The 19,916-nt window shown below is 35.7% G+C and carries 20 protein-coding genes; 7 read left to right on the top strand and 13 right to left on the bottom strand.

All coding sequences use genetic code 11. From position 1 onward, the window contains the following. The first annotated feature begins 307 nt into the window (after positions 1-307). Positions 308-790, top strand: coding sequence for a GbsR/MarR family transcriptional regulator (locus tag X953_RS04835; RefSeq protein ID WP_040954591.1), 483 nt, complete (start codon positions 308-310; stop codon positions 788-790). Between the two features lie 117 nt (positions 791-907). Here X953_RS04835 and X953_RS04830 read toward each other — a convergent pair whose 3' ends face one another. Then, positions 908-1,255: a DUF1878 family protein gene (locus tag X953_RS04830; protein WP_040954590.1), complete on the bottom strand. Its 348-nt coding sequence runs from the start codon at positions 1,253-1,255 to the stop codon at positions 908-910. A gap of 166 nt (positions 1,256-1,421) precedes the next feature. Between X953_RS04830 and X953_RS04825 the strand changes: the two genes are divergently transcribed. Next, complete coding sequence (locus X953_RS04825; protein WP_040954589.1) at positions 1,422-1,970, top strand: DUF3267 domain-containing protein; 549 nt, start codon at positions 1,422-1,424, stop codon at positions 1,968-1,970. A 438-nt stretch (positions 1,971-2,408) separates the two neighbouring features. Then, positions 2,409-3,296, top strand: coding sequence for a peptidylprolyl isomerase (locus X953_RS04815; protein ID WP_040954588.1), 888 nt, complete (start codon positions 2,409-2,411; stop codon positions 3,294-3,296). A gap of 129 nt (positions 3,297-3,425) precedes the next feature. On the opposite strand, the gene X953_RS04810 is transcribed toward X953_RS04815, so the two are convergent. The 8 genes from X953_RS04810 to X953_RS04775 form a co-directional block, all read right to left on the bottom strand. Then, positions 3,426-3,623, bottom strand: a complete 198-nt coding sequence (locus tag X953_RS04810; protein WP_052350039.1) for a sporulation YhaL family protein — start codon at positions 3,621-3,623, stop codon at positions 3,426-3,428. Between the two features lie 72 nt (positions 3,624-3,695). After that, entirely contained in the window at positions 3,696-4,640 is a 945-nt protein-coding gene (gene yhaM, locus X953_RS04805) for a 3'-5' exoribonuclease YhaM (RefSeq protein WP_040954587.1), read from the bottom strand. Positions 4,641-4,752: 112 nt separating this feature from the next. Further along, positions 4,753-5,298: a GbsR/MarR family transcriptional regulator gene (locus X953_RS04800; RefSeq protein ID WP_040954586.1), complete on the bottom strand. Its 546-nt coding sequence runs from the start codon at positions 5,296-5,298 to the stop codon at positions 4,753-4,755. 73 nt (positions 5,299-5,371) lie between these two features. Then, on the bottom strand, positions 5,372-8,314 hold the full coding sequence (locus X953_RS04795; protein WP_040954585.1) for an AAA family ATPase: 2,943 nt from the start codon (positions 8,312-8,314) through the stop codon (positions 5,372-5,374). Between the two features lie 11 nt (positions 8,315-8,325). Further along, positions 8,326-9,552: a DNA repair exonuclease gene (locus tag X953_RS04790; RefSeq protein WP_040954584.1), complete on the bottom strand. Its 1,227-nt coding sequence runs from the start codon at positions 9,550-9,552 to the stop codon at positions 8,326-8,328. A 415-nt stretch (positions 9,553-9,967) separates the two neighbouring features. After that, on the bottom strand, positions 9,968-10,153 hold the full coding sequence (locus tag X953_RS04785; RefSeq protein ID WP_040954583.1) for a hypothetical protein: 186 nt from the start codon (positions 10,151-10,153) through the stop codon (positions 9,968-9,970). A gap of 111 nt (positions 10,154-10,264) precedes the next feature. Continuing rightward, positions 10,265-11,515, bottom strand: a complete 1,251-nt coding sequence (locus tag X953_RS04780; protein WP_040954582.1) for an ABC transporter permease — start codon at positions 11,513-11,515, stop codon at positions 10,265-10,267. Continuing rightward, complete coding sequence (locus X953_RS04775) at positions 11,508-12,407, bottom strand: ABC transporter ATP-binding protein (RefSeq protein ID WP_040954581.1); 900 nt, start codon at positions 12,405-12,407, stop codon at positions 11,508-11,510. Before X953_RS04775 ends, X953_RS04780 begins: the two co-directional genes overlap by 8 nt. 469 nt (positions 12,408-12,876) lie before the next feature. On the opposite strand from X953_RS04775, the gene X953_RS04770 reads away from it, so the two are divergent. After that, positions 12,877-13,062 (top strand): YhzD family protein, encoded by a 186-nt coding sequence (locus X953_RS04770; RefSeq protein WP_040954580.1) that lies wholly within the window; start codon positions 12,877-12,879, stop codon positions 13,060-13,062. A gap of 120 nt (positions 13,063-13,182) precedes the next feature. Here X953_RS04770 and X953_RS04765 read toward each other — a convergent pair whose 3' ends face one another. Next, positions 13,183-13,953: an enoyl-CoA hydratase gene (locus X953_RS04765; RefSeq protein ID WP_040954579.1), complete on the bottom strand. Its 771-nt coding sequence runs from the start codon at positions 13,951-13,953 to the stop codon at positions 13,183-13,185. Between the two features lie 215 nt (positions 13,954-14,168). Further along, on the bottom strand, positions 14,169-14,528 hold the full coding sequence (locus tag X953_RS04760; RefSeq protein WP_019376157.1) for a YlbF family regulator: 360 nt from the start codon (positions 14,526-14,528) through the stop codon (positions 14,169-14,171). A 157-nt stretch (positions 14,529-14,685) separates the two neighbouring features. On the opposite strand from X953_RS04760, the gene X953_RS04755 reads away from it, so the two are divergent. Together X953_RS04755 and X953_RS04750 are read left to right on the top strand one after the other, a co-directional pair. Then, complete coding sequence (locus X953_RS04755; protein WP_040954578.1) at positions 14,686-15,582, top strand: CdaR family transcriptional regulator; 897 nt, start codon at positions 14,686-14,688, stop codon at positions 15,580-15,582. 90 nt (positions 15,583-15,672) lie between these two features. Continuing rightward, positions 15,673-16,770 carry an ABC transporter ATP-binding protein gene (locus X953_RS04750; RefSeq protein ID WP_040954577.1) on the top strand — a complete coding sequence of 366 codons (1,098 nt, stop codon included), beginning with the start codon at positions 15,673-15,675 and terminating at the stop codon, positions 16,768-16,770. Between the two features lie 94 nt (positions 16,771-16,864). On the opposite strand, the gene X953_RS04745 is transcribed toward X953_RS04750, so the two are convergent. Together X953_RS04745 and fumC are read right to left on the bottom strand one after the other, a co-directional pair. Then, positions 16,865-17,071, bottom strand: coding sequence for an alpha/beta-type small acid-soluble spore protein (locus tag X953_RS04745; protein WP_019376154.1), 207 nt, complete (start codon positions 17,069-17,071; stop codon positions 16,865-16,867). A 209-nt stretch (positions 17,072-17,280) separates the two neighbouring features. Further along, entirely contained in the window at positions 17,281-18,666 is a 1,386-nt protein-coding gene (fumC, locus tag X953_RS04740) for a class II fumarate hydratase (RefSeq protein ID WP_040954576.1), read from the bottom strand. A 278-nt stretch (positions 18,667-18,944) separates the two neighbouring features. On the opposite strand from fumC, the gene X953_RS04735 reads away from it, so the two are divergent. After that, complete coding sequence (locus X953_RS04735; RefSeq protein WP_040954575.1) at positions 18,945-19,856, top strand: zinc dependent phospholipase C family protein; 912 nt, start codon at positions 18,945-18,947, stop codon at positions 19,854-19,856. The last annotated feature ends 60 nt before the right edge of the window (positions 19,857-19,916 follow it).

The raw sequence follows: 19,916 nt of genomic DNA, 5'->3' as shown, positions 1-19,916 counted from the left end.
CTACTACTTTTCTATCAGTATTAACACAGGAAAAGTTAATGACAGGATATATTTCGTAGATTCATAGATGGTATGTAAGCGAACATCCATAGAATGTACTATATAACTATAAATGATTTATACAAACTGCACAAACTTTAAATTCTATTGATTTTGTATATAAATTACGTACAGTTTATACTGTACGTAATAAATTAGGTTAATACTTCAAATAACTCTTATTTACTCCCAAATACTACCTATCTACCTATTTTTAAAAGTTATTCTTTTAGTGTAACCTTGAAATATCAACGTTTAGGGGGATTATATGAAGGAACCTCAGCTTGAAGAAGTAATGAATAAGATGATAATAGAATTTTCAAAGACACTTGAATTATTTGGTTTAACCCCACTTGAATCCCGTCTTTTTGTTTATTTATATCTTGCCGATGACCCACTCACTTTGGATGAGATGAGTGAGGCACTTGGTAAAAGCAAAACCTCAATGAGTACAAGTATACGCAGTCTTTTTGATTTAAACTTAGTTACCCGGGTATGGAAAAAAGGAGTTAGGAAGGACTTATATGAGGCAAACGCTCAACTATTCAAATCATTTTCAACAATTTATATTAGTAAGTGGCTGGATTCAACCAATCATCATAAAGATACGCTTATGGAACTTCGGCATGAGATGGATTCGCCGGAAAAAAAGGCCGTCAGTAAGGAAAAAGAAAAATTAAATAAAAAGCTAGATGAAATTATACATTTTCATGTTCAAATCGAGGAGCTTTTTTACAATATGAGGCAATAAAGAGCAAAGTAGGGGGGAGGAAACGTTTTTCCAGCAAAAAAGCTTTTGTACCTAAAAAATTTCTTTCTTATCAACTAAAAAAACGAAGATGACCTTCTTCAATAAATATGAGAATGGTCACCTTCGTTTATTTTTGTTTTCTTCCTGCTGGATGATCTTCATAAATTCAGACATTAACTCCTTATGAATTTCCTCTTGGTTAAGAGCGTAAATAGTCTCTGTTGGTTCTAATTTTTCATTTAACATTCCTGCAAATTGAATGAGTAAAGAACTAAAATCAAGCAACCCCTCTTTTCTCTGAGTATGATACTTATCATCTAAATCTTCTAACAGTTTCATTAACTCCTTATATTCCGGATTCGTTATATTTCTTTCCATAATTAACCTGGTAAAAGGATATCTTCTCATATCAATTATCCTTGAAATCAGGCTAAGATGGAATTCCGCCAACCCCTTGTCACTCAATTGATCGCCCCCTTTTTTCTCTCTATTTATGAGCCCTTCATTTTCAATCTCCAAAGCTTTAAAAAATCTTTATAAAAAAGTTTATAAAAAACTATTGATTTTTTTATGTAATCATACTATCATTCATATGGATTAAACATCAGAGAATGAAATGGAGGGGTCAAAAATGAACTGCTGGAAATCAATTAATCTTACAAAAGAGTTTGGAACAAACCGAATAAATATTGTATCATTTTTGATCGGTCTATTATCGTTTATATTTCTCTATGTACCAATCTCGATCATTCAAGGCAGTACCCATGTAAATGACATAGGTCTATTTCCCTTATTAGTAGGGTTGATCGTACTACCAACCATTCATTCATTTATGCATATTTTACCATTATTTTTCATGAATAAGCGATTAAAAATAATAAATAAACGAAAAAAAACATTCTTACCTGTTTTTAACTATTATACGAAATTGCACTTAACAAAGAAAGTCTCTTTACTCGTTGCACTTGCACCAACCATCTTTGTTACTGTGCCAGGCATTGTGGCTAGCTATATATTTAAAGATTATTCCGTATATATTTTGTTATTTACCGCAGCACATATTGGAATTTCTTTTATTGATTACCTCTATATGATTCATATTTTAAAGGCACCAAGGGAAGCTTACATTGAAAACAGTGCCGACGGTTTTGATATATTAATAAAAGCTCCTCACCCATAAGGATCTGGCCCATTAGCCCAGATCCTTTTTCTTATTTAACAGAAAATCTTTATCAAATACTGTTCATCATCCTAATCTTTTGATAAAGTTATGAATATACTGTGTAGTTATAAAAGGATAATGTGGGCAGAAGGGGGTTTTCTTATTTTTATACTTTTTCTTATCTATGCAATGATTATTTTATTTATATTTAATGCATTAACTCATAAATTTTGTGTAAAAATGGAACTGGAAACATTAAAGCAGAATAAAGTTTTTCGAGTAATTAATGTAATGGTAGTCATTCTTCTAGTATGCTCTTATGTTCGTGTTCTGAACGCAATGATATAGCGTAAATCAGACGAGCTTAAAAGTAACATAGGACTATGTTTTTCACACCATAATATGGTATATTTATCAATAGCATATTACATATGCAATATGATTAGGAGTGTTTAGATGAAAAAATTAGTAATCGCTGTAACATTAACAGCAGGAGTATTTTCATTAGCAGCGTGCAGCTCTGATGGATCCGATTCAAAAACAGTCGTAGAAACTAGTGCAGGAAATATATCCAAAGAAGATTTTTATCAAGAATTAAAAGAACGAAATGGGGAAAATGTACTTCAGGAAATGGTTACTGTTAAAGTACTGGAGGACAAGTATGACGTCAGTGATAAAGAAGTTGATAAAGAACTGAAAAAAATGAAGGACCAACTGGGCGATCAGTTTGAAATGGCTCTACAGCAACAAGGGTTCAAAGATGAAGACCAGTTTAAAGAAGTATTACGTGTCTCTTTATTACAAGAGAAGGCCCTTGCTGATGGAGTAGATATCAGTGAGAAGGAAATGAAAGAAAAATATGATCGAATGAAAACAGAATTAAAAGCACAGCATATTCTCGTAGAAGATGAAGAAACTGCCAAAGAAGTAAAGAAAAAGCTTGATAATGGTGGGGATTTTGCTAAACTTGCAAAGGAATACTCTACAGATGGTTCTGCTGAAAATGGTGGCGATTTAGGATGGTTCTCTACCGGTCAAATGGTTCCTAAATTCGAAGACGCTGTATATAGCATGGAAAAAGGAGAAATAAGCGACCCAGTTAAGACAGAACACGGTTACCATATCATTAAGCTAAATGACAAACGTGAAAAAGAAGATTCCGTTGGCGAATACAAAGATGTAAAAGATGATATCCGTCGTCAAATTCTTAACGAGAAAGTAGATCCGACTAAAGCACAAGAGAAAATTAATAAGTTAATTGATGATGCTAAAGTAGATGTAAAAATCGATGAGTTTGAAGGCATGTTCGATAAAGGTGAAGAAAAAGAAGAAGCAAAGGGATAATTACACAAAACGGGCTGATACAAAATGTATCAGCCCGTTTCCTGTTTTTTAATTTATCATAGCCATAAACAAAACTTTAGCATATACGTCTCCAGAAATGGTTAGAATCTCATCACGGAATATTTTTATTCATCCATGCATTTGTTGCTTGCTGTCATGTTTCGCTTCCATCTCAGCCTTCATCCGGTCCATATATATTTTTCCTTCTTTTTCAATAAATTGTTGCTCCAGTCTTCTTTCCGCTTGCATGGCACGAAATGCCATAATTCCGCAGAAAAACATTAAACCAATCATAATAAAAACCCACCAAGGTATCCCCAGCAACATTCTTTAGCCTCCCTTGTCCATATCTCTACTCCATGTATATGAACAAGTTATCAATAAAATACCAACTGCTTCTTATTTTTCAAATATAGGTTTATAAAAAGACCGATTATCCATTGCAAACATTCGCTCGGTAAACTCTCCGGGTTTCACTTTACTCAATGCGCGATTCATCATATTTAATTTTGCATCCATTAAATCTATTAAGTGTAAGACTTCCGCTTCTCTTACTAATGGAGGCTTAGGACTTCCCCACTCCGCTTTTCCATGATGGGATAGGATTAAATGCTGTAGGATTGTTACCTCTTCTCCTTCAATTTGCAACTCTTTAGCCATCAAGCCTATTTCTTCTACCATCATTGGTATATGGCCAAGCAGCTTGCCTTCTAATGTATAACTGGTCGTTACAACACCGGAGAGCTCTTTCAGTTTACCTAAATCGTGTAAAATAATCCCAGCATATAACAAGTCTTTATTCATCTCAGGATAAAGCTTATGCAATTCCCTGGCAATTGCAAGCATACTGACAATATGGTGTGCCAATCCAGAGACATACTCATGATGGTTTTTGGTTGCTGCAGGATATACTAATAAATCTTCTTGATACTTTCTTATAAAAGCTCTGACAAGACGTTGTAGCGCAGGATTTTGCATTTCAAAAATTGCCTCTGTTAATTTCTCGGTTAATTCTTCTTTCTCTACCGGTGCCTTTTCCACAAAATCAGATACATGAACATCGTCTGTTGGCTGGGATGGGCGAAAAGAAAGTATTTTTAATTGTGCCTTTCCACGAAACTGATTTATTTCTCCAGCCAGCTTAATAATTTGTTCAGGCACACATACAGCTTCATCTTCCTTTGTAGTATCCCATAGTTTAGCTTCTATCTCCCCTGTTTTATCTCGTAGCATAAGGGTTAAGAATGGTTTCCCGTTACTGGTGACCCCTTTTATTGCATCTTTAATTAACATATAACCTTCAAAAGACTCCCCGATAGCTGTAGTGCCAATCCCTTTGATCATATCGTTTCCTCCCCTACTAAAAAAGCGCAAGCGCCTTTACTGCTAAAAAGAAAACTGACTCTAAAACAGGCTAACCATAGCCATATTTCAATGTCAGTTCTTTGTTGTTTATTTATTTCTTAGGTATATAATCAAATATTTTGCCCGACTCTATTACCTGGATAAAAGTCATTAGCCATTCATAATAATTTTTAGCGTACTCAAGTCGGTCTATATCTGATTTGACTTTCTCTATTAATTCTTCATTATCTGTTTTACTTATTATTTGTTCCAATTCAGCAATAGTTTCATCTGCTTCTTCTATATTCGTTTCTGTATATTGCCGCCACCGGTTGCCAAAAAGGGAAGTAAATGATTTATACCAATCTTCCTCAGAACGGTATAAGTCTTTCCTTATCCCTTTTTTAAATGTGGATTCAACCATTTTCATATCAGATAATGTCCGAACCCCTGTTGACATACTTGTTTTACTCATTTCAAGTGCATCTCTCATATCATCTAATGTCATTGGATTGTCTGAGAAATACAGCACACCATATAGTCTCCCAACAGAAGAAGTGATGCCATATAAATTCATATTTTTAGCTATCACCTGAATAAACTTTTCTATTGTCTCGTCATATTTTTCCCATTCTTTTAAGTCTTTTTCCTCTGGCAATGGATGTCCCTCCACCTGCAATTATAATCTGCAAATAGTTTATCATTATTTGTGAATTTATGCGAATAGTATTTTACAACCGGATAATGTTTTCATTTTCAAAAAATTCCCTCACATTATGTTTACATGTAAAAAGAAGTACTTGCTGCTTACTACCAATCCTTTTTATAATTTCAGTTATTCTTTCTGCTCGCTCCATGTCAAAGTGAATAAATGCGTCATCCATAATTATCGGTAATTTAAATTCATTACTCATTACCTCACTTACTGCAAAACGAAGTGAAATATATAACTGATCTACTGTACCCTTGGATAATTCATTCACATCAAAATGTATATCATCCTGTGTCACAACATAAAATGCCTGCCCATCTGCTGGTGGATGAACATCCTTATAGCGACCATCTGTTAAAAAACCGAAATAGTAAATCGTTTGTTGGATTACTTTAGACAAGTAAATATCCCGATAATTTCTTTTCGTTTCTGATAACATTTCTTTTGCTGTCTTCAGAACAGCCCATTCCTTCGCAAGCTCATTCACTCTTTCTTTTTTCATTTCATATTGGTGCAATTTATAAGAGTGAGTTTCAGAGGTTTCCATCTGTAAAATCTCTGCACGAATATTGGCTAATTCCTGACGTTTCTTCTCAATATTTTTTTGCAGTTCAATTTCTTCTTTTTTAATCTGCTGAGATCTGCTTGCTAATTCCTCTTCCTGCCACTCCAGGGAGTGGTCCTCCTCTTGATCATCAAAAAAGTTATTAAGTTGTCTTGCTAAGGTAGTCTTTTCCTTTTCCAATTCTTGCTTTTCCTGTAGTTGCCTTGCTTTAAAGTAATACGTATCCTCTTTATCCACTTGTGCCACTTCAAACAGTTGCTTTATTTCTGTTTCATAAGGTCTAAGCTTTTCTTTTACAGCATGTTGTTGTTCCTTGTTTTCATGTAATTGCTGTCTATACTGCTTTATCTTTTCTAGATTAGAGTTATAATCCGTGGTGAATAGCTCTAGCTCCCTCAGTTGGTCTTTAATGGTCTTTTCTGTCCATTCCCCATTTTCTGAGCCTGAAAACTGGTTTAATTCAAATTGAATCTTCTTCTTTTTTTCTTTAAGAAGCCTGATATTCTCTTTTATTTCTCCTGCCTCATGACCCAACGTAACAATATGTTTTAGGTTATGGTATAATTCTGGCCAATAATCTATTTCGACATGCAAAAGAAATGGATAGAGATCGATTTGTTGCTTTATTTTGCTTTCCAACGTATGGTGTGCATCTTTGTTAAGCTTATTCTTTTCATTCCATTTGACCAATGCCAATTCAATTGATTTTAAGTTTTCTTCCAACGTAGCTATATCTTTTTTCGTATTTTCATAAGAGGCCAGCAAATGCTCCGCTTCCTTCCTCTCCTCATCCTCTATAGCTATATTTGTTGCTTGCATTTCCTCCGTACCGATTATTTTTTCCATTCCATCCAAATAGCGATGGAATAATACTCTTTGTAGTAATCCAATAATTAACATAGCTACCGTCCCTACATAAAAAATGGAACGGTCTGCTAACATAGCAGTTATGCCTAGAATAAGAGCGATGAATATACTCCCCCATAATCCTATAGACGCATATTTCTTCTTCTTTTCTTTTTCTTTTTCCCACTTTATTTTCTTTTTAGTTAATTGCATGGAAAGTCGCTGGATAAGTTCATTTTCTGTAGATAATCGTAATTTTTCTTTGATCTTGCTTACATGGTGAGGGTCCAACAATTGATCTTCCAGTTCACCAATTTGATTCATCATATACATACGTTGATTTGTTAACTCTTTTTGTTCTTGTTGCAGTTGTATTGATTCTTTTTTCAAATCACTTGATGATGTTTTTAATTGGTTCCAGTTTTTTTCAGTATGGAAGGGAAGATGGAATTCTTCTAAATCTTCCATACCTATACCAATGTTTAACTGGTTAATTTCCATTTTTAAACGATTTTGTAATTTATTCAGCTGGCTCTGCCAATTTTCTCTTTCTCTTACGAAAGAGGTGTAATCTTCTTTTAACTTTACTAATTTAGCTGCCTTTTTGTATCTCTCTTCAGTTGGAAGCTCTTCTAGTAATATGGTAATTCTATTTTCATAGGTCTTTTCATTGGCGGTAAGAAAAGAAAGTTCGCTTCGTAGAGGGAGAACTTCGTTTTTTACTTTTTCATAACGAGTTAATCCATCCTCTGGAAATGGAATCGAGTCGGGGAGCTCATTAAGGTTTTCTCTAAGTTCACGATATTGCTTCATAACTGGTAGTGCTTGTTGTTTTCTTTCCAGCTCCATTCGCTCGCTATATAATTGTCTTACTCGCTCCTCCAATGTTTGAATATCCTGAGATAATTTATCTGACTCCAAATTTTTGTTCTGATATACCTTTTCCTCTGTTGCTGATTGACGCACTTCTTTATGTAGTAACGCCATCTGATCTAGCTCTTGGTTGATCAGTGGCTTTTTGCCATACGGTTTGAACAGGTCACCAATTTTATTATCGAGCATCTTTTCGACAGATTGAATAGCTGTTGAGCCAGTTAAACCAATTCCAAGCAACACTTCTCCCAAATCATCTTCCTTCATGTTCCTGAAGTCATTTAAATCATCAGCAGAAAAAGAAAAAATAGATTGATATGTAGTAGAGGAAATACCTTGCAGGGTTTCCGCAAGCCATTCTTCATCATGTTGTGAGCCATCTTCTGTATAACAAAGTGCTGAACCATTGCGTACCCCATCAAATCGTTCAATGGTAAACCTGCCTGTATGTTTAGCTTCAAGCGTAAGCCGCCCTCCTAAAGTTCCACTTGTTTTCGGACGATAGAAATTACGTTGTTTTGGAGGTAGTCCAAATAACATGAATAATATGAAAAGATGTAAAGTGGATTTCCCGGATTCATTCTCTCCATAAATACAATTAACGCCATCATTATAGAAATGAAATGACTGATCCACCCATTTACCAAAACCATTTATCGTCGCACTTATAAATTTCATTATTTATCACCTCATTTCCTATGAAGCTCATTTATTACTAATTCTAACGCTTCCTGTTTAATCGTTTCTTCTTCTTCTGTACTTAAGGCTTCCAAGTATCTTCGCGCCTTTTTCTGCAGATATAATTCTCCAATAGATGATTTTACCGGGAAATTATCTCCTTGATGGAGCAATTCTCCAGTAAAGGGATCGCCTGTATACGAATTCTTAGATTTGAACGGGGAGGTTATTTTTCCTTTGTATTTATAGATATAGAACCAATTATGCTTCACTATCGCCGGCTCATTAATCAATTCTATAACCTCATCGAGCAAATTTTCCCTGTACCATTGTTTAACAATTTCATTTGTACTTAAAAGAGTAAGCTCAAGCAGAGCCGGAACTTCAGTACTTATTTGTTCTAATTTAGTTTGAAGCTTCTTTTCCAACTCAAAAATATCATTGCAATCATCAACATCGACTTTAATAGAGGTAAATTTGATTGCCTGTAAAGGAATGAAAGTCATTTCTACATCGTTTTCTGTCAATATAACGTGATAACATCCTTTTTCACCCGTTTCCTTTCGATGACGCCCTTGTATATTACCTGAATAAACGATCGGGGGGTCTTCTTTTAAAATCTGTCTTTTATGAATATGACCAAGCGCCCAATAATGAAAATTTCTTCCTTCCAACTCACTTAATTGGAAAGGGGCATAGTGATCATGCTCCGTGTTATTTTGAATACTGCCATGAAGCATACCAATATGAAATGGGATCGTCTCGTCCTTTATTTCATACTCGGAAACCTTATTATGAAGTACTGCTTTGTTTTCATAACTGAATCCATATATAGCTGCTAGCTTTTCTTCATTTCTTATATAAGTAAAATTACTAACTTTCTCATCTGGAAATATGTAAACATTAGATGGATAAGTGACCGGGTGGATGTTCCCTTTTATGTAATCATGGTTTCCATAGGACATATAGACATTTATATGATACTCTTCCAATTTTTCAAATGCCCGCTTCAACCTGACTTGTGCTTTCAAGCTTTGTCGCTCATTATCAAACAAATCGCCAGTAATTAAAACAAAATCAACCTGCTTTCTAATGGCTGCATCAACAAGATGATCGAGTGCTTGAAAAGTACTCTCCCTGATTTGTTCAAATATATTTGAAGGGGTGTAAGACAAGCCTTTACAGGGGCTATCTAGATGCAAATCTGCAGCATGAAGAAAAGAAATTTGTTTAACCAAGGTCAATCCTCCTTTTTTGTATATTCCGTATGTTTATTTTACCAAAAACAAGACACGAATGCACGTTCGCTGAATGGGATACTCAGATAAAATAGGTGTTCCTGCAAATGTTGGGGTACAAACGTATTTTGTTCATTGATAGTTGGAATAAACTGTGACGTAACTAAGAATATAGAGACTGCGTTAATCACCGCTACGGGGAAATATTTCGCTTTCCGCGGGCGGCCTGCGAGCCTCCTCGAACTTCACTAACGTCCCGTTCTGCGGGGTCTCGCTAGTCTCGCTTTTCCCGCTGGAGTCTACATATTTCCCCTCCGCTAAAGACTGTATTCTAGCTCTTTAAAATCGAAAAGCCATTCCAATTGATTGGAGCGGAAGGGGGCGACTCCTGCCGGAATAGCATGAGTTGAAGACACTAAACGGTGCGTAGCGGAGGAAGCGGCTGAAGCCATGCCGGCGGAAAGCGTTCATCTGTAATGGAAATCAATGGCGGTTGATGATCATCAAAACGTATTAAAATATATTTTAGTAGTGTACCTTTTAGAAACAGTAATTTACAATACTTACAGTTACGTCGCAGTTTATCTATTTTCCGAATCATTGAACAACCCCCACATATATACCAGAACTATAGAATAAAAAAAGCCGGCATGCTTCGAAACATAATTAAAAAGTTTCGGAACACAGTTCGGCTTTTGACTTACCTTATTAACTATTCTTTTTTCGATAAAACAATTGCCTTTTTTAAATCTTTTAATGAACTGGAGCGTCCATACATAAGTACGCCACCTTTATAAACTCTTGCACCTATAATTGCTAACAGAATGATAGATGCAATTAAAATACCGATTGAAAGTGAAACCTCCCATGCCGGTACATCAAGCATCCCAACACGCAGGAACATTACCATTGGGGCAAAGAAAGGGATGAAAGAGCTGATTCTCACCAACCCGGAATCTGGAGTTCCAATTCCAAACATCGCGATAAAGAAAGCAATAAGTATTAGGAAAACCATAGGCATAATTAATTGCTGAACATCCTCCACTCTGCTTACTAAAGACCCAAGCATAGCAGCAAGAGTAGCATATAAAAGATAGCCTAATACAAAGAACAAAATAGCGTAGAGATAAACTGTCGGCGAGGTATCCTGTATGCCAAATATTTCAAAAAAGCCGCCGGTAAGTTCATCCTTTTTGCTTGAGATTAACAAATAACCTACCCCAATAAATAAGATGACTTGTGTAAGCCCTAGTAACGCAATACCAACTATTTTTGCAAACATATGAGTCACGGGAGATGCACTTGATACTAGGATCTCCATGACACGTGAGGATTTTTCTGTCGCCACATCTGTTGCGATCATTTGGCCATAAAGCATCACGGACATATATAACAAAAATAACATGACATATACAATTCCTCTTGCCTGATTTAATTCTTCATCCGTTTTAGCGCTTTTATCAAGTGCGTCTGCCTGGAACTCTACTGGGGCATTGATCATTGCCAGCATCTCTTCACTTATACCTGACTGCTCTGTAGCCATTGAAATTTTTAATTGTTGCAATTGCTGTGTCAGCGCCATTTGTTTCCCTGCTTCAGAAATATTATTCGCAAAGTAAGACGCTTTCGGCAGCATGCTGTCAGTATAATTTAAGACAAGCAAGGCACTATACTCTTCCTCCTGCACAGCATTTTTTCCATCCTCTATTGTACCCTCATATGAAATGAGTTCATAATTTTCATCCGTGTTTTCCACTTGTTGATTAAGCGGATCAAATAGTTCATTCGTTTCATCAATTACGGCAATTTTTTCAGCTTGATCGTCTGCAAATATGTCCACAATATGTTGAAAATTAGCCATTCCTACGATAAGTAGCAGTGTTATCAGTGTACTGATTAGAAATGATTTTGTTTTCACTCGAGACATATATGTATGTGAAAGAATGATCCAAAATTTATTCATAAGAAGCACCTACTTTCTCAATAAAAATATCATTTAAAGAAGGCTCTTCTATTTCAAATTTGCGTACAAAGCCTCTTCCCTGTAATGCCTGAAATATCTCTTGTGATGCTGCTTCCTGTTCAATTTGCAGCTCGCACCCTTCCATAACCTTCTTATAGTGAAGGACTCCAGGAAGATCTGCTAAAAATTCCACCGGAAATTCTGCATGAACGATTAAGTTTTTCTTACCAAAGGATCGTTTAATTTCTTTTAATGAACCCTGAACGACTTGCTTGCCCTTATGCAGAATACATAATTGTTCACATAATTCTTCCACATGCTCCATACGATGTGAAGAAAATACGATAGACGTGCCCTGTTCCTTCAAATCCACTACAGCTTCTTTCAGCATTTCTACATTAATTGGATCTAAACCGGAAAATGGTTCATCAAGAATAAGAAGCTTTGGCTTATGAAGAATAGCTGAGATAAACTGAATTTTCTGCTGGTTCCCTTTCGAGAGCTCTTCTACCTTTTTATTTAAATACTCAGGAACCTGAAATCGGTCAAGCCAGCTTTTTAAACCAGTAAGAACCTCATTCTTGCGCATCCCTCTTAATTTTCCTAAATAAATAAGTTGCTCCTTTACTGTGAGCTTGGGATATAAACCTCTCTCCTCCGGTAAATATCCGATCAAATGACTTTTATTGTAGTTTATTGTTTCACCATTCCAGGAAATTTCCCCCTCTGTTGCGTCTAGCAGTCCGAGAATCATTCGGAATGTAGTTGTTTTCCCAGCCCCATTTCCACCTAAAAATCCAAACATTTCTTTTTCAGGTATTTCTAATGAAAGCTGGTCAACTGCTGTGTGTTTACCAAATCTTTTTGTCACTTTCTTTAATTGTAAGACCATTCTACCTCTCCTCCCCACTTCTTCTTACGTAAATACATGGAATTATGTTTCAATTTTTTATTTTATCATTTATCCTCACAAATAGGATGAATGAATTAGCAATTCACTTGTGAAATTTACTTTCTTTGCAGGATTTTAATAATAAATACAGAATAAATAATTATAGGTTCTACTATGTATTGGTGAGGGGAAAATGATCGACAATGCATAATAGTACATAGTTGGAGGAATATGCGAAGGAGAGAAAACTTATTAATTCGTTAATCCAAAATGGCTAAATAACACCGCTACAGAAATCAATGGGGCCTACCTCACCAACTTATCTATTTCTGTTATCTTCCCAATAATAATGCCTTTGTTAATAATTAGAAGATTACTTGTTACATCGCATCTATAGTGTGAATTGCTTTAAGCTTACTATTAACTATAGATTTAGAACACATTTTAAGACTTCAAGGAGGAATTTACAATGAGAACTTATAATTTAACGGTTTTTGATCAAACAGGTGATAAGTTACTTGATGAATCATTCACTGCTAAAACAGATGAAGAAGCAAAAGAAGTTGGGCAGGCACGGTTGTCTGAAGAAGGCTATAATGAACATACACATCGCTGTGTATCACCAGAGGCTAAGCTTATTTTGTTTCACAGATAATGCAGTTTAAGTGATAAGTACTTTTAATTGAAGTAAATGCCGAACTTCTTTCGTATCTTCTATTATCCGAAGTAGTTCGGCTATTTTCTCCTTACTTTTTATGCTTTCTCTACAAACACATTAATTCCCTTTAAAATGTGGCTTTCTTTTTTCAAGAAATGCCTGAACACCTTCCTGATGATCCTTTGTATTTCTAAGCTCCCATTGGATTCTATGCTCTTCATCTAGATAATAAACCAATTCCTCTTTGTTTTTAGAGTGGTATAACATTTTTGTTTTTAACATAGCTTTCAGAGGTGTTGTCATTAGCTTAGCAGCGAATTGGGCTGTATATTCCCCAACAGAATCCTCTGTAATCATATCTACAAGACCCATACTTTTTGCCTGGGTGCCATCAACCTGCTTCAACCCCCAGATAAACTGTTTCGCCATTTGCGTACCAAGCCTTTCCTTTATAAAAAAATGTCCTCCTCCATCCGGAGCTAATCCTATACCAATGAAAAGCATACCCAACTTCGCTTCCTTTTGTGCTACCACATAGTCTGCAGTCAAAGCTAAACTCAATCCTAATCCCGCTGCTGAGCCCTGAATTGCTGATACGACAATTTTTGGCATCATATATAGCTTTAATGCTACTTTTCCAATTAAGTCCATTACCTCATCGAAAAACTTCTTCTCGGCAAAGTCTTCCATCATTCCAATATCTCCGCCTGCGCAAAAAGCGTTTCCTTTTCCAGAGAGGATAATAACTCTGTCTTCATTTTTTTCAACTTTTTCAAGTACAATAAATAAATCCTCAAGCATCTCTTTATTTAGCGCATTATACCTCTCCGGGCGATTCAAATAAATATAGGAAACATTGTTTCTTGATTCATATATTACAGTACTCATTTACAAAACCCCTTTACAGATAAAATAGACTTCCTACTATGAGTTCTATTTCATCTATAGAAAATCCTGCATACTCTAATAATAATCACAAAATACGATTATAACTTTCCAGATTAAAGCAATACCTTGTTTTTAGTTATTACTCTTTTTAAAGCATCAAAAAAACCTGCAAAATACATTGCAGGTTTTGAGTTCTTTCTCTCATGGAAGCAGTGTTATTCAGTTGGCTCCTCCGGCATACCGTATAATTCCTCTAAAGGCTTTGTAATAATACGGCTGACATCATTGATAACTAAATTAAGGCGCTGTTCTTGCTCCATTAACTTTGAAATCTCTTCATGTTGTTGGACAAGCTCTACAACTTGGCGTGCTTTTTCCACTTCTTCCTCAGTGATTTCCTGACCTTGCATCTGTTTTTCTTGTAGTGCCATTTGAGTATCACGGAAGTTTTCGAACATTTGCTTTGCAGTTGGATCATTCATTACCGCATCATAAGCGTTTTTCAAATCTTTAAATTCTTCACTTTCGCGTATTGCTTTCTCTAAATCATAAGCACTATCATAAATGTTAGGCACAAAATTTCCTCCTCCGTTTTTCTTACTCCTACTCACTATAACAAACGTGTTGATTCCTGTATAGCATTTAAAAGTATCATGTAATTTACCTTTCTTATTTTTAAATGGTTAAACTATTGCTATAATTATACATAGTCATAATTGTGGAGGTTTCGAAATGATTCAACAACTTAAACGTATCTTTCCTTCTCTCATCATATATGAAGCCCATAAGCAATACCCTTCTGACGCATATAAATGGTTTATTACCAATAACAAAGACATTATAGGTATAGAGAAAAAGGAACTTACTGCAAAGGAAAATAACATACTACATACTTTTCTGCAGCCATATTCGATTCAATTTCCTGCTCCTACATCTGAGGAAGTTAAATGGCTAAAAATTATTAATAATGAGAGGAGAGAGTTGCAAGCCCCCTCCAAGTCATTTAGGTTTGTTTACTTTATATTCAAACATAATCAGATTAGCCCCCAAAAATTTAAAGAATCCATGGAAGCACTTTTTTCTTGTTCCATACCAATACTATGGGAAAATGAAAATGAAGGGATTCTTATTGAGGAGATTAGTACATCGACTGATGAGTGGGTTTCCTATGAACAAATTATTGATGTTCTAATGAGTGATCTTTATGTGAAAATTAGTTTCCTAGTTGGACCTTATATGACATCTATCGCCAACGCCAGCACACATTATAAGACGCTAATAGATAGTGCCCGTACCGCATTCATGGGCACAGGAAAGCAAGTAATCAGCTTTGCTGAAGCAGTACCTTCTCTTCTCATTGAGCGAATGGAAGAGCCATTTCAAGAAGAGCTTATATCTTTAATATTAAAAGAGTGCAGAACTGATATGGATTTGTTACGTGAAATACTTACATTTTTTCAATGTAACTTAAATGTTTCCGTAGCAGCTAAAGAATTACATATGCACCGAAACAGCCTACAATACCGGTTGGATAAATTTTTTGATAAAACAGGTATTGATTTAAGGGAGTTTCATCAGGCATTTACAGTTTACTTAACGATTTTGGTAAACATGCACAGGGAAAGATAAAAACTTTGTGCATGTTTACTATTTTTATTTTTCTGATTCATTTATATAATAAATACTAATAAAAGCGTTTACATAATTGGAGGAGAAAAAATGGCTGAGTTACGTTTAGAACATATTCAAAAATCATATGATAAAAAGGTTGTCGCTGTGGATGATTTTAATCTTCATATCCAAGATAAGGAATTCATCGTATTTGTCGGACCTTCCGGATGTGGGAAATCAACCACATTACGAATGATTGCAGGTTTAGAAGAAATTACCGGTGGAGAGCTATACATTGATGATAAAAAAATGAATGATGTAGCCCCTAAAGATCGTGACATTGCAATGGTATTCCAAAACTATGCACTATATCCCCACATGAATGTGTATGATAATATGGCGTTTGGATTGAAGCTTCGTAAATTTAAAAAGGACGAAATTGATAACCGGGTTAAAAACGCAGCAAAAATACTTGGTTTGGAAGCATACCTTGACCGTAAGCCTAAAGCACTTTCTGGCGGGCAAAGACAGCGTGTTGCGCTTGGAAGAGCAATTGTCCGAGATGCGAAAGTATTCTTAATGGATGAACCTCTATCCAACTTAGATGCGAAGCTCCGTGTACAAATGCGTGCGGAAATTCAAAAGTTACACCAACGTCTGCAAACAACAACAATCTATGTAACACACGACCAAACAGAAGCAATGACAATGGCAACTCGTCTTGTAGTTATGAAGGATGGGATTATTCAACAGGTTGGTGCACCAAAAGATGTTTATGATAATCCGGAAAATGTCTTTGTCGGTGGATTTATCGGTTCTCCATCTATGAACTTTTTCACAGGCAAATTAACGGAAAGTCACTTTGAGTTAGAGGATATAAAAGTAAAAGTGCCAGAAGGGAAAATGAAAACACTTCGTCAGCAAAATTATGTTGGTAAAGAGGTTATTCTTGGTGTTCGTCCGGAAGATATCCATGATGAACCAGCATTTATTAATGCATCCAGCGACACTGCCATAACTGCAACAATTGATGTTGCAGAATTAATGGGAGCTGAGTCTTACTTGTATTCTAAAATAAATGACCAGGATTTCGTTGCAAGAGTTGATTCCCGAACAGATATAAATGGCGGAGAAAGCATCACGCTCGCTTTTGATATGAATAGTGCTCATTTCTTTGATGCTGAAACAGAGCTGAGAATTAGATAAAACAAGCAGCAAAAGAATCTGTAGGAGTTAAATTTATATATTCTGCTTTAAAAAAACGGGGGGAAAGCCTTGAAGGCTTTCCCCTTAACCATCATTATTTGTATTGTCCGCCACTCATTTGTTGCTGAGCAGTTTGTACAAGACGCTTTGTGATTTCTCCACCAACAGAACCGTTAGCACGAGAAGTAGTGTCAGCACCAAGGTTTACACCAAACTCAGTAGCGATTTCATACTTCATTTGATCAAGAGCTTGTTGTACTCCTGGAACTACTAATTGGTTTGAATTGTTGTTATTAGCCATGTCTATCACCTCCTGTACTAGATAGTGTAAGCAGAATCCCATATCTTATTACGAAATAATATTGGTAAATTGTAGCTATGTTTCCATATAAGAAAAAAGCTTAAGTACCCGATTAGTAACGTACAAACTGGTCTTAACGAAAGTATGGTGGATCGGCATTGGTGCAAACTAAAAAACCCATCAATGATGGGCTTTTTAGTAAGCATATTTTATTTTGGGTAAGTCATTTCTTCTGGTTTAACATACTTCTCAAACTCTTCTTCTGTTAATAATCCTAGCTCCACCGCAGTTTCTTTTAGTGTAGAATTATCTTCAAATGCTTTTTTAGCAATTTTCGCAGCATTTTCATAACCGATGTGCGGATTTAATGCTGTTACAAGCATAAGCGAGTCATTAAGGTATTTTTCAATTTGTTCATGATTAGGTTCAATGCCTTGTGCACAACGCTCATCAAAAGAAACAATACTATCCGCTAAAATTTGGCATGATTGTAAGAAGTTAAAAGCAATCACTGGCTTGAATACATTTAACTCAAAGTTTCCCTGACTTGCCGCAAAACCAATTGTAGCGTCATTCCCCATTACTTGTGCTGCAACCATTGTTACAGCCTCACTCTGTGTTGGGTTTACTTTACCTGGCATAATGGAACTTCCAGGTTCATTAGCAGGTATAGTAATTTCGCCAATACCACAACGTGGACCACTAGCTAGCCAACGGACATCGTTAGCAATTTTCATCATATCTGCTGCTAAAGCTTTTAATGCACCATGTGCGTATACAGTTTCGTCATGGCTTGTCAACGCATGAAACTTATTTGGAGCAGAAATAAAGTTCTTACCAGTAAAATTATTGATAGCTTCACAAACGCGATTTGAGAATTCAGGATGTGCGTTCAATCCTGTCCCTACAGCTGTACCACCAATAGCTAACTCCTTCAAATAGTGAAGGCTTTCTTCCACCATGGACTCTGACTTTTCAAGCATTCGATGCCACCCGCTGATTTCTTGCCCCAGTGTGAGTGGAGTAGCATCTTGTAAATGAGTGCGCCCTATTTTCACTATATCCTGGAACTGATCCATTTTTACTTTTAATGTATCTTTTAATGTTCTAATTGCAGGTAATACGACATCTTCCATTTTTAAAACGGATGCAATGTGCATAGCTGTTGGATAAGTGTCATTCGAGCTCTGTGACTTATTCACATCGTCATTTGGATGTAAAGTAATATCACTGTCCTGCTTCTCTAGCCATTTATTTCCAACATGAGCAATCACTTCATTTACATTCATATTAGACTGGGTACCACTGCCTGTTTGCCAAACAACCAAAGGAAAATGATCATTTAATTGTTCTTCTAAAACTTGGTCAGCTGCATACTCGATCGCTTCTGCTTTCTTAGCATCTAATAAACCCAAGTCACTGTTAGCTTTTGCTGCACTTTTCTTTAAAATAGCAAACGCTTTAATAATTTCATTTGGCATTTTTTCAGTTCCAATAGGAAAGTTTTGTTTACTTCTCTGTGTCTGTGCACCCCAATACTTATCTGCTGGTACGTTAATTTCCCCAATTGTATCTCTTTCCACGCGATATTCCATCGATGGTTCCTCCCTATGTATAAATACTTGTTTTAAATCTTCTTCTATTGTACCAAAAAATATAGATATGAAAAGAAAGAAAAGCTTAGCGGATTTTTTATTGACACAAAATTGTACCTATTCCGCTTTCCATATAAGATGGTTTTCTTTTATACTTGTTTAAGAGTGTATTAGTATATACTGGAAGACAAAAGAAAATAGTTGGAACTAATTTTAGAAGGAATGAAATACAAATAGAGGTCTTCCATCTAAAAATAATTCAGGAGGAGGATTACTCTATGCCAAACATCTGGACACACATACTTTTTTGTGAAGAGGTTGCTGATGCTGTAAAGAAACCCTATCCGTTTTCGAAGTATGAAAACTACATGAAATTGGGTGCTCAAGGTCCTGACCCATTTTTTTATCATAACTTTTGGCCATGGATTAAAGAAGGACCTGTACAGGAGATTGGGAATTTACTGCACACAGAAAAATGTGGAGATTTTTTAGTTGATCTGATTACTTCCGCTAAAAATAAGAGTGAACATATAAAAGCATATGTATATGGTTTTATCACACACCATATTCTTGACAGGAACACCCATCCTTACATCCATTACAGAGCGGGTTATGATGGGAATAAACACCAAAAACTCGAAGTAATTATTGATACATTGCTTATGGAGAAATATCATAATCTAAAAACATGGAAATCACCAGTTTATAAAGAGATTGATGTTGGGTTATCTTTAGATAGGGAATTATGTGACTTTTTAGATGAAGCGATACGAAGAAACTATTCTCAAATTAAACAAGAATCACATCGTTATATTCAGAAATCCTACAGAGATATGAAACTTGCTCTACGCCTCCTATCTGATCCATATGGTTGGAAAAATGTTCTTTTTAGTAACTTAATCTCTTCCTTTTCCCATCAACCGATTCAAAACAAGAAAGATTATTTAAATATGAAGAACAAAACTTGGAATCACCCGGCAACAAACGAGCGTTTTACAGACAGTTTTATGGATCTTTACAGTCAGGCAAAGGCAGAGGGGTTTGAGATATTATCTGAGGTACAGCGTTATTGGAATAATAAAGATACGTCAAGCAAGTACCTACATGAGCTAATTGGCGATATTTCTTATGATACCGGAAAACCTTTATCACTTCAGCTTGAAAATCGATATGCAGAACCGATTGTATGATGAGCTAATAAAGATTGTCCCCGGGTTCTAAATTTTGTAGTTACCTAAGTTTCCCAAGCA

The organism is Virgibacillus sp. SK37 (assembly GCF_000725285.1).
Classification (GTDB): Bacteria; Bacillota; Bacilli; order Bacillales; family Amphibacillaceae; genus Virgibacillus_Q.
Note: the sequence above shows the minus strand (reverse complement) of the source record. Positions and strands in the feature narration are given on the sequence as shown.

Excerpts from the sequence above, each read along its gene's own strand:
- X953_RS04835 (WP_040954591.1), top strand. The coding sequence starts at position 308 with ATGAAGGAACCTCAGCTTGAAGAAGTAATGAATAAGATGATAATAGAA.
- X953_RS04825 (WP_040954589.1), top strand. The coding sequence starts at position 1,422 with ATGAACTGCTGGAAATCAATTAATCTTACAAAAGAGTTTGGAACAAAC.
- X953_RS04815 (WP_040954588.1), top strand. The coding sequence starts at position 2,409 with ATGAAAAAATTAGTAATCGCTGTAACATTAACAGCAGGAGTATTTTCA.
- X953_RS04810 (WP_052350039.1), bottom strand. The coding sequence starts at position 3,623 with ATGTTGCTGGGGATACCTTGGTGGGTTTTTATTATGATTGGTTTAATG.
- yhaM (WP_040954587.1), bottom strand. The coding sequence starts at position 4,640 with ATGATCAAAGGGATTGGCACTACAGCTATCGGGGAGTCTTTTGAAGGT.
- X953_RS04795 (WP_040954585.1), bottom strand. The coding sequence starts at position 8,314 with ATGAAATTTATAAGTGCGACGATAAATGGTTTTGGTAAATGGGTGGAT.
- X953_RS04785 (WP_040954583.1), bottom strand. The coding sequence starts at position 10,153 with ATGATTCGGAAAATAGATAAACTGCGACGTAACTGTAAGTATTGTAAA.
- X953_RS04780 (WP_040954582.1), bottom strand. The coding sequence starts at position 11,515 with ATGAATAAATTTTGGATCATTCTTTCACATACATATATGTCTCGAGTG.
- X953_RS04775 (WP_040954581.1), bottom strand. The coding sequence starts at position 12,407 with ATGGTCTTACAATTAAAGAAAGTGACAAAAAGATTTGGTAAACACACA.
- X953_RS04770 (WP_040954580.1), top strand. The coding sequence starts at position 12,877 with ATGAGAACTTATAATTTAACGGTTTTTGATCAAACAGGTGATAAGTTA.
- X953_RS04765 (WP_040954579.1), bottom strand. The coding sequence starts at position 13,953 with ATGAGTACTGTAATATATGAATCAAGAAACAATGTTTCCTATATTTAT.
- X953_RS04755 (WP_040954578.1), top strand. The coding sequence starts at position 14,686 with ATGATTCAACAACTTAAACGTATCTTTCCTTCTCTCATCATATATGAA.
- X953_RS04750 (WP_040954577.1), top strand. The coding sequence starts at position 15,673 with ATGGCTGAGTTACGTTTAGAACATATTCAAAAATCATATGATAAAAAG.
- X953_RS04745 (WP_019376154.1), bottom strand. The coding sequence starts at position 17,071 with ATGGCTAATAACAACAATTCAAACCAATTAGTAGTTCCAGGAGTACAA.
- fumC (WP_040954576.1), bottom strand. The coding sequence starts at position 18,666 with ATGGAATATCGCGTGGAAAGAGATACAATTGGGGAAATTAACGTACCA.
- X953_RS04735 (WP_040954575.1), top strand. The coding sequence starts at position 18,945 with ATGCCAAACATCTGGACACACATACTTTTTTGTGAAGAGGTTGCTGAT.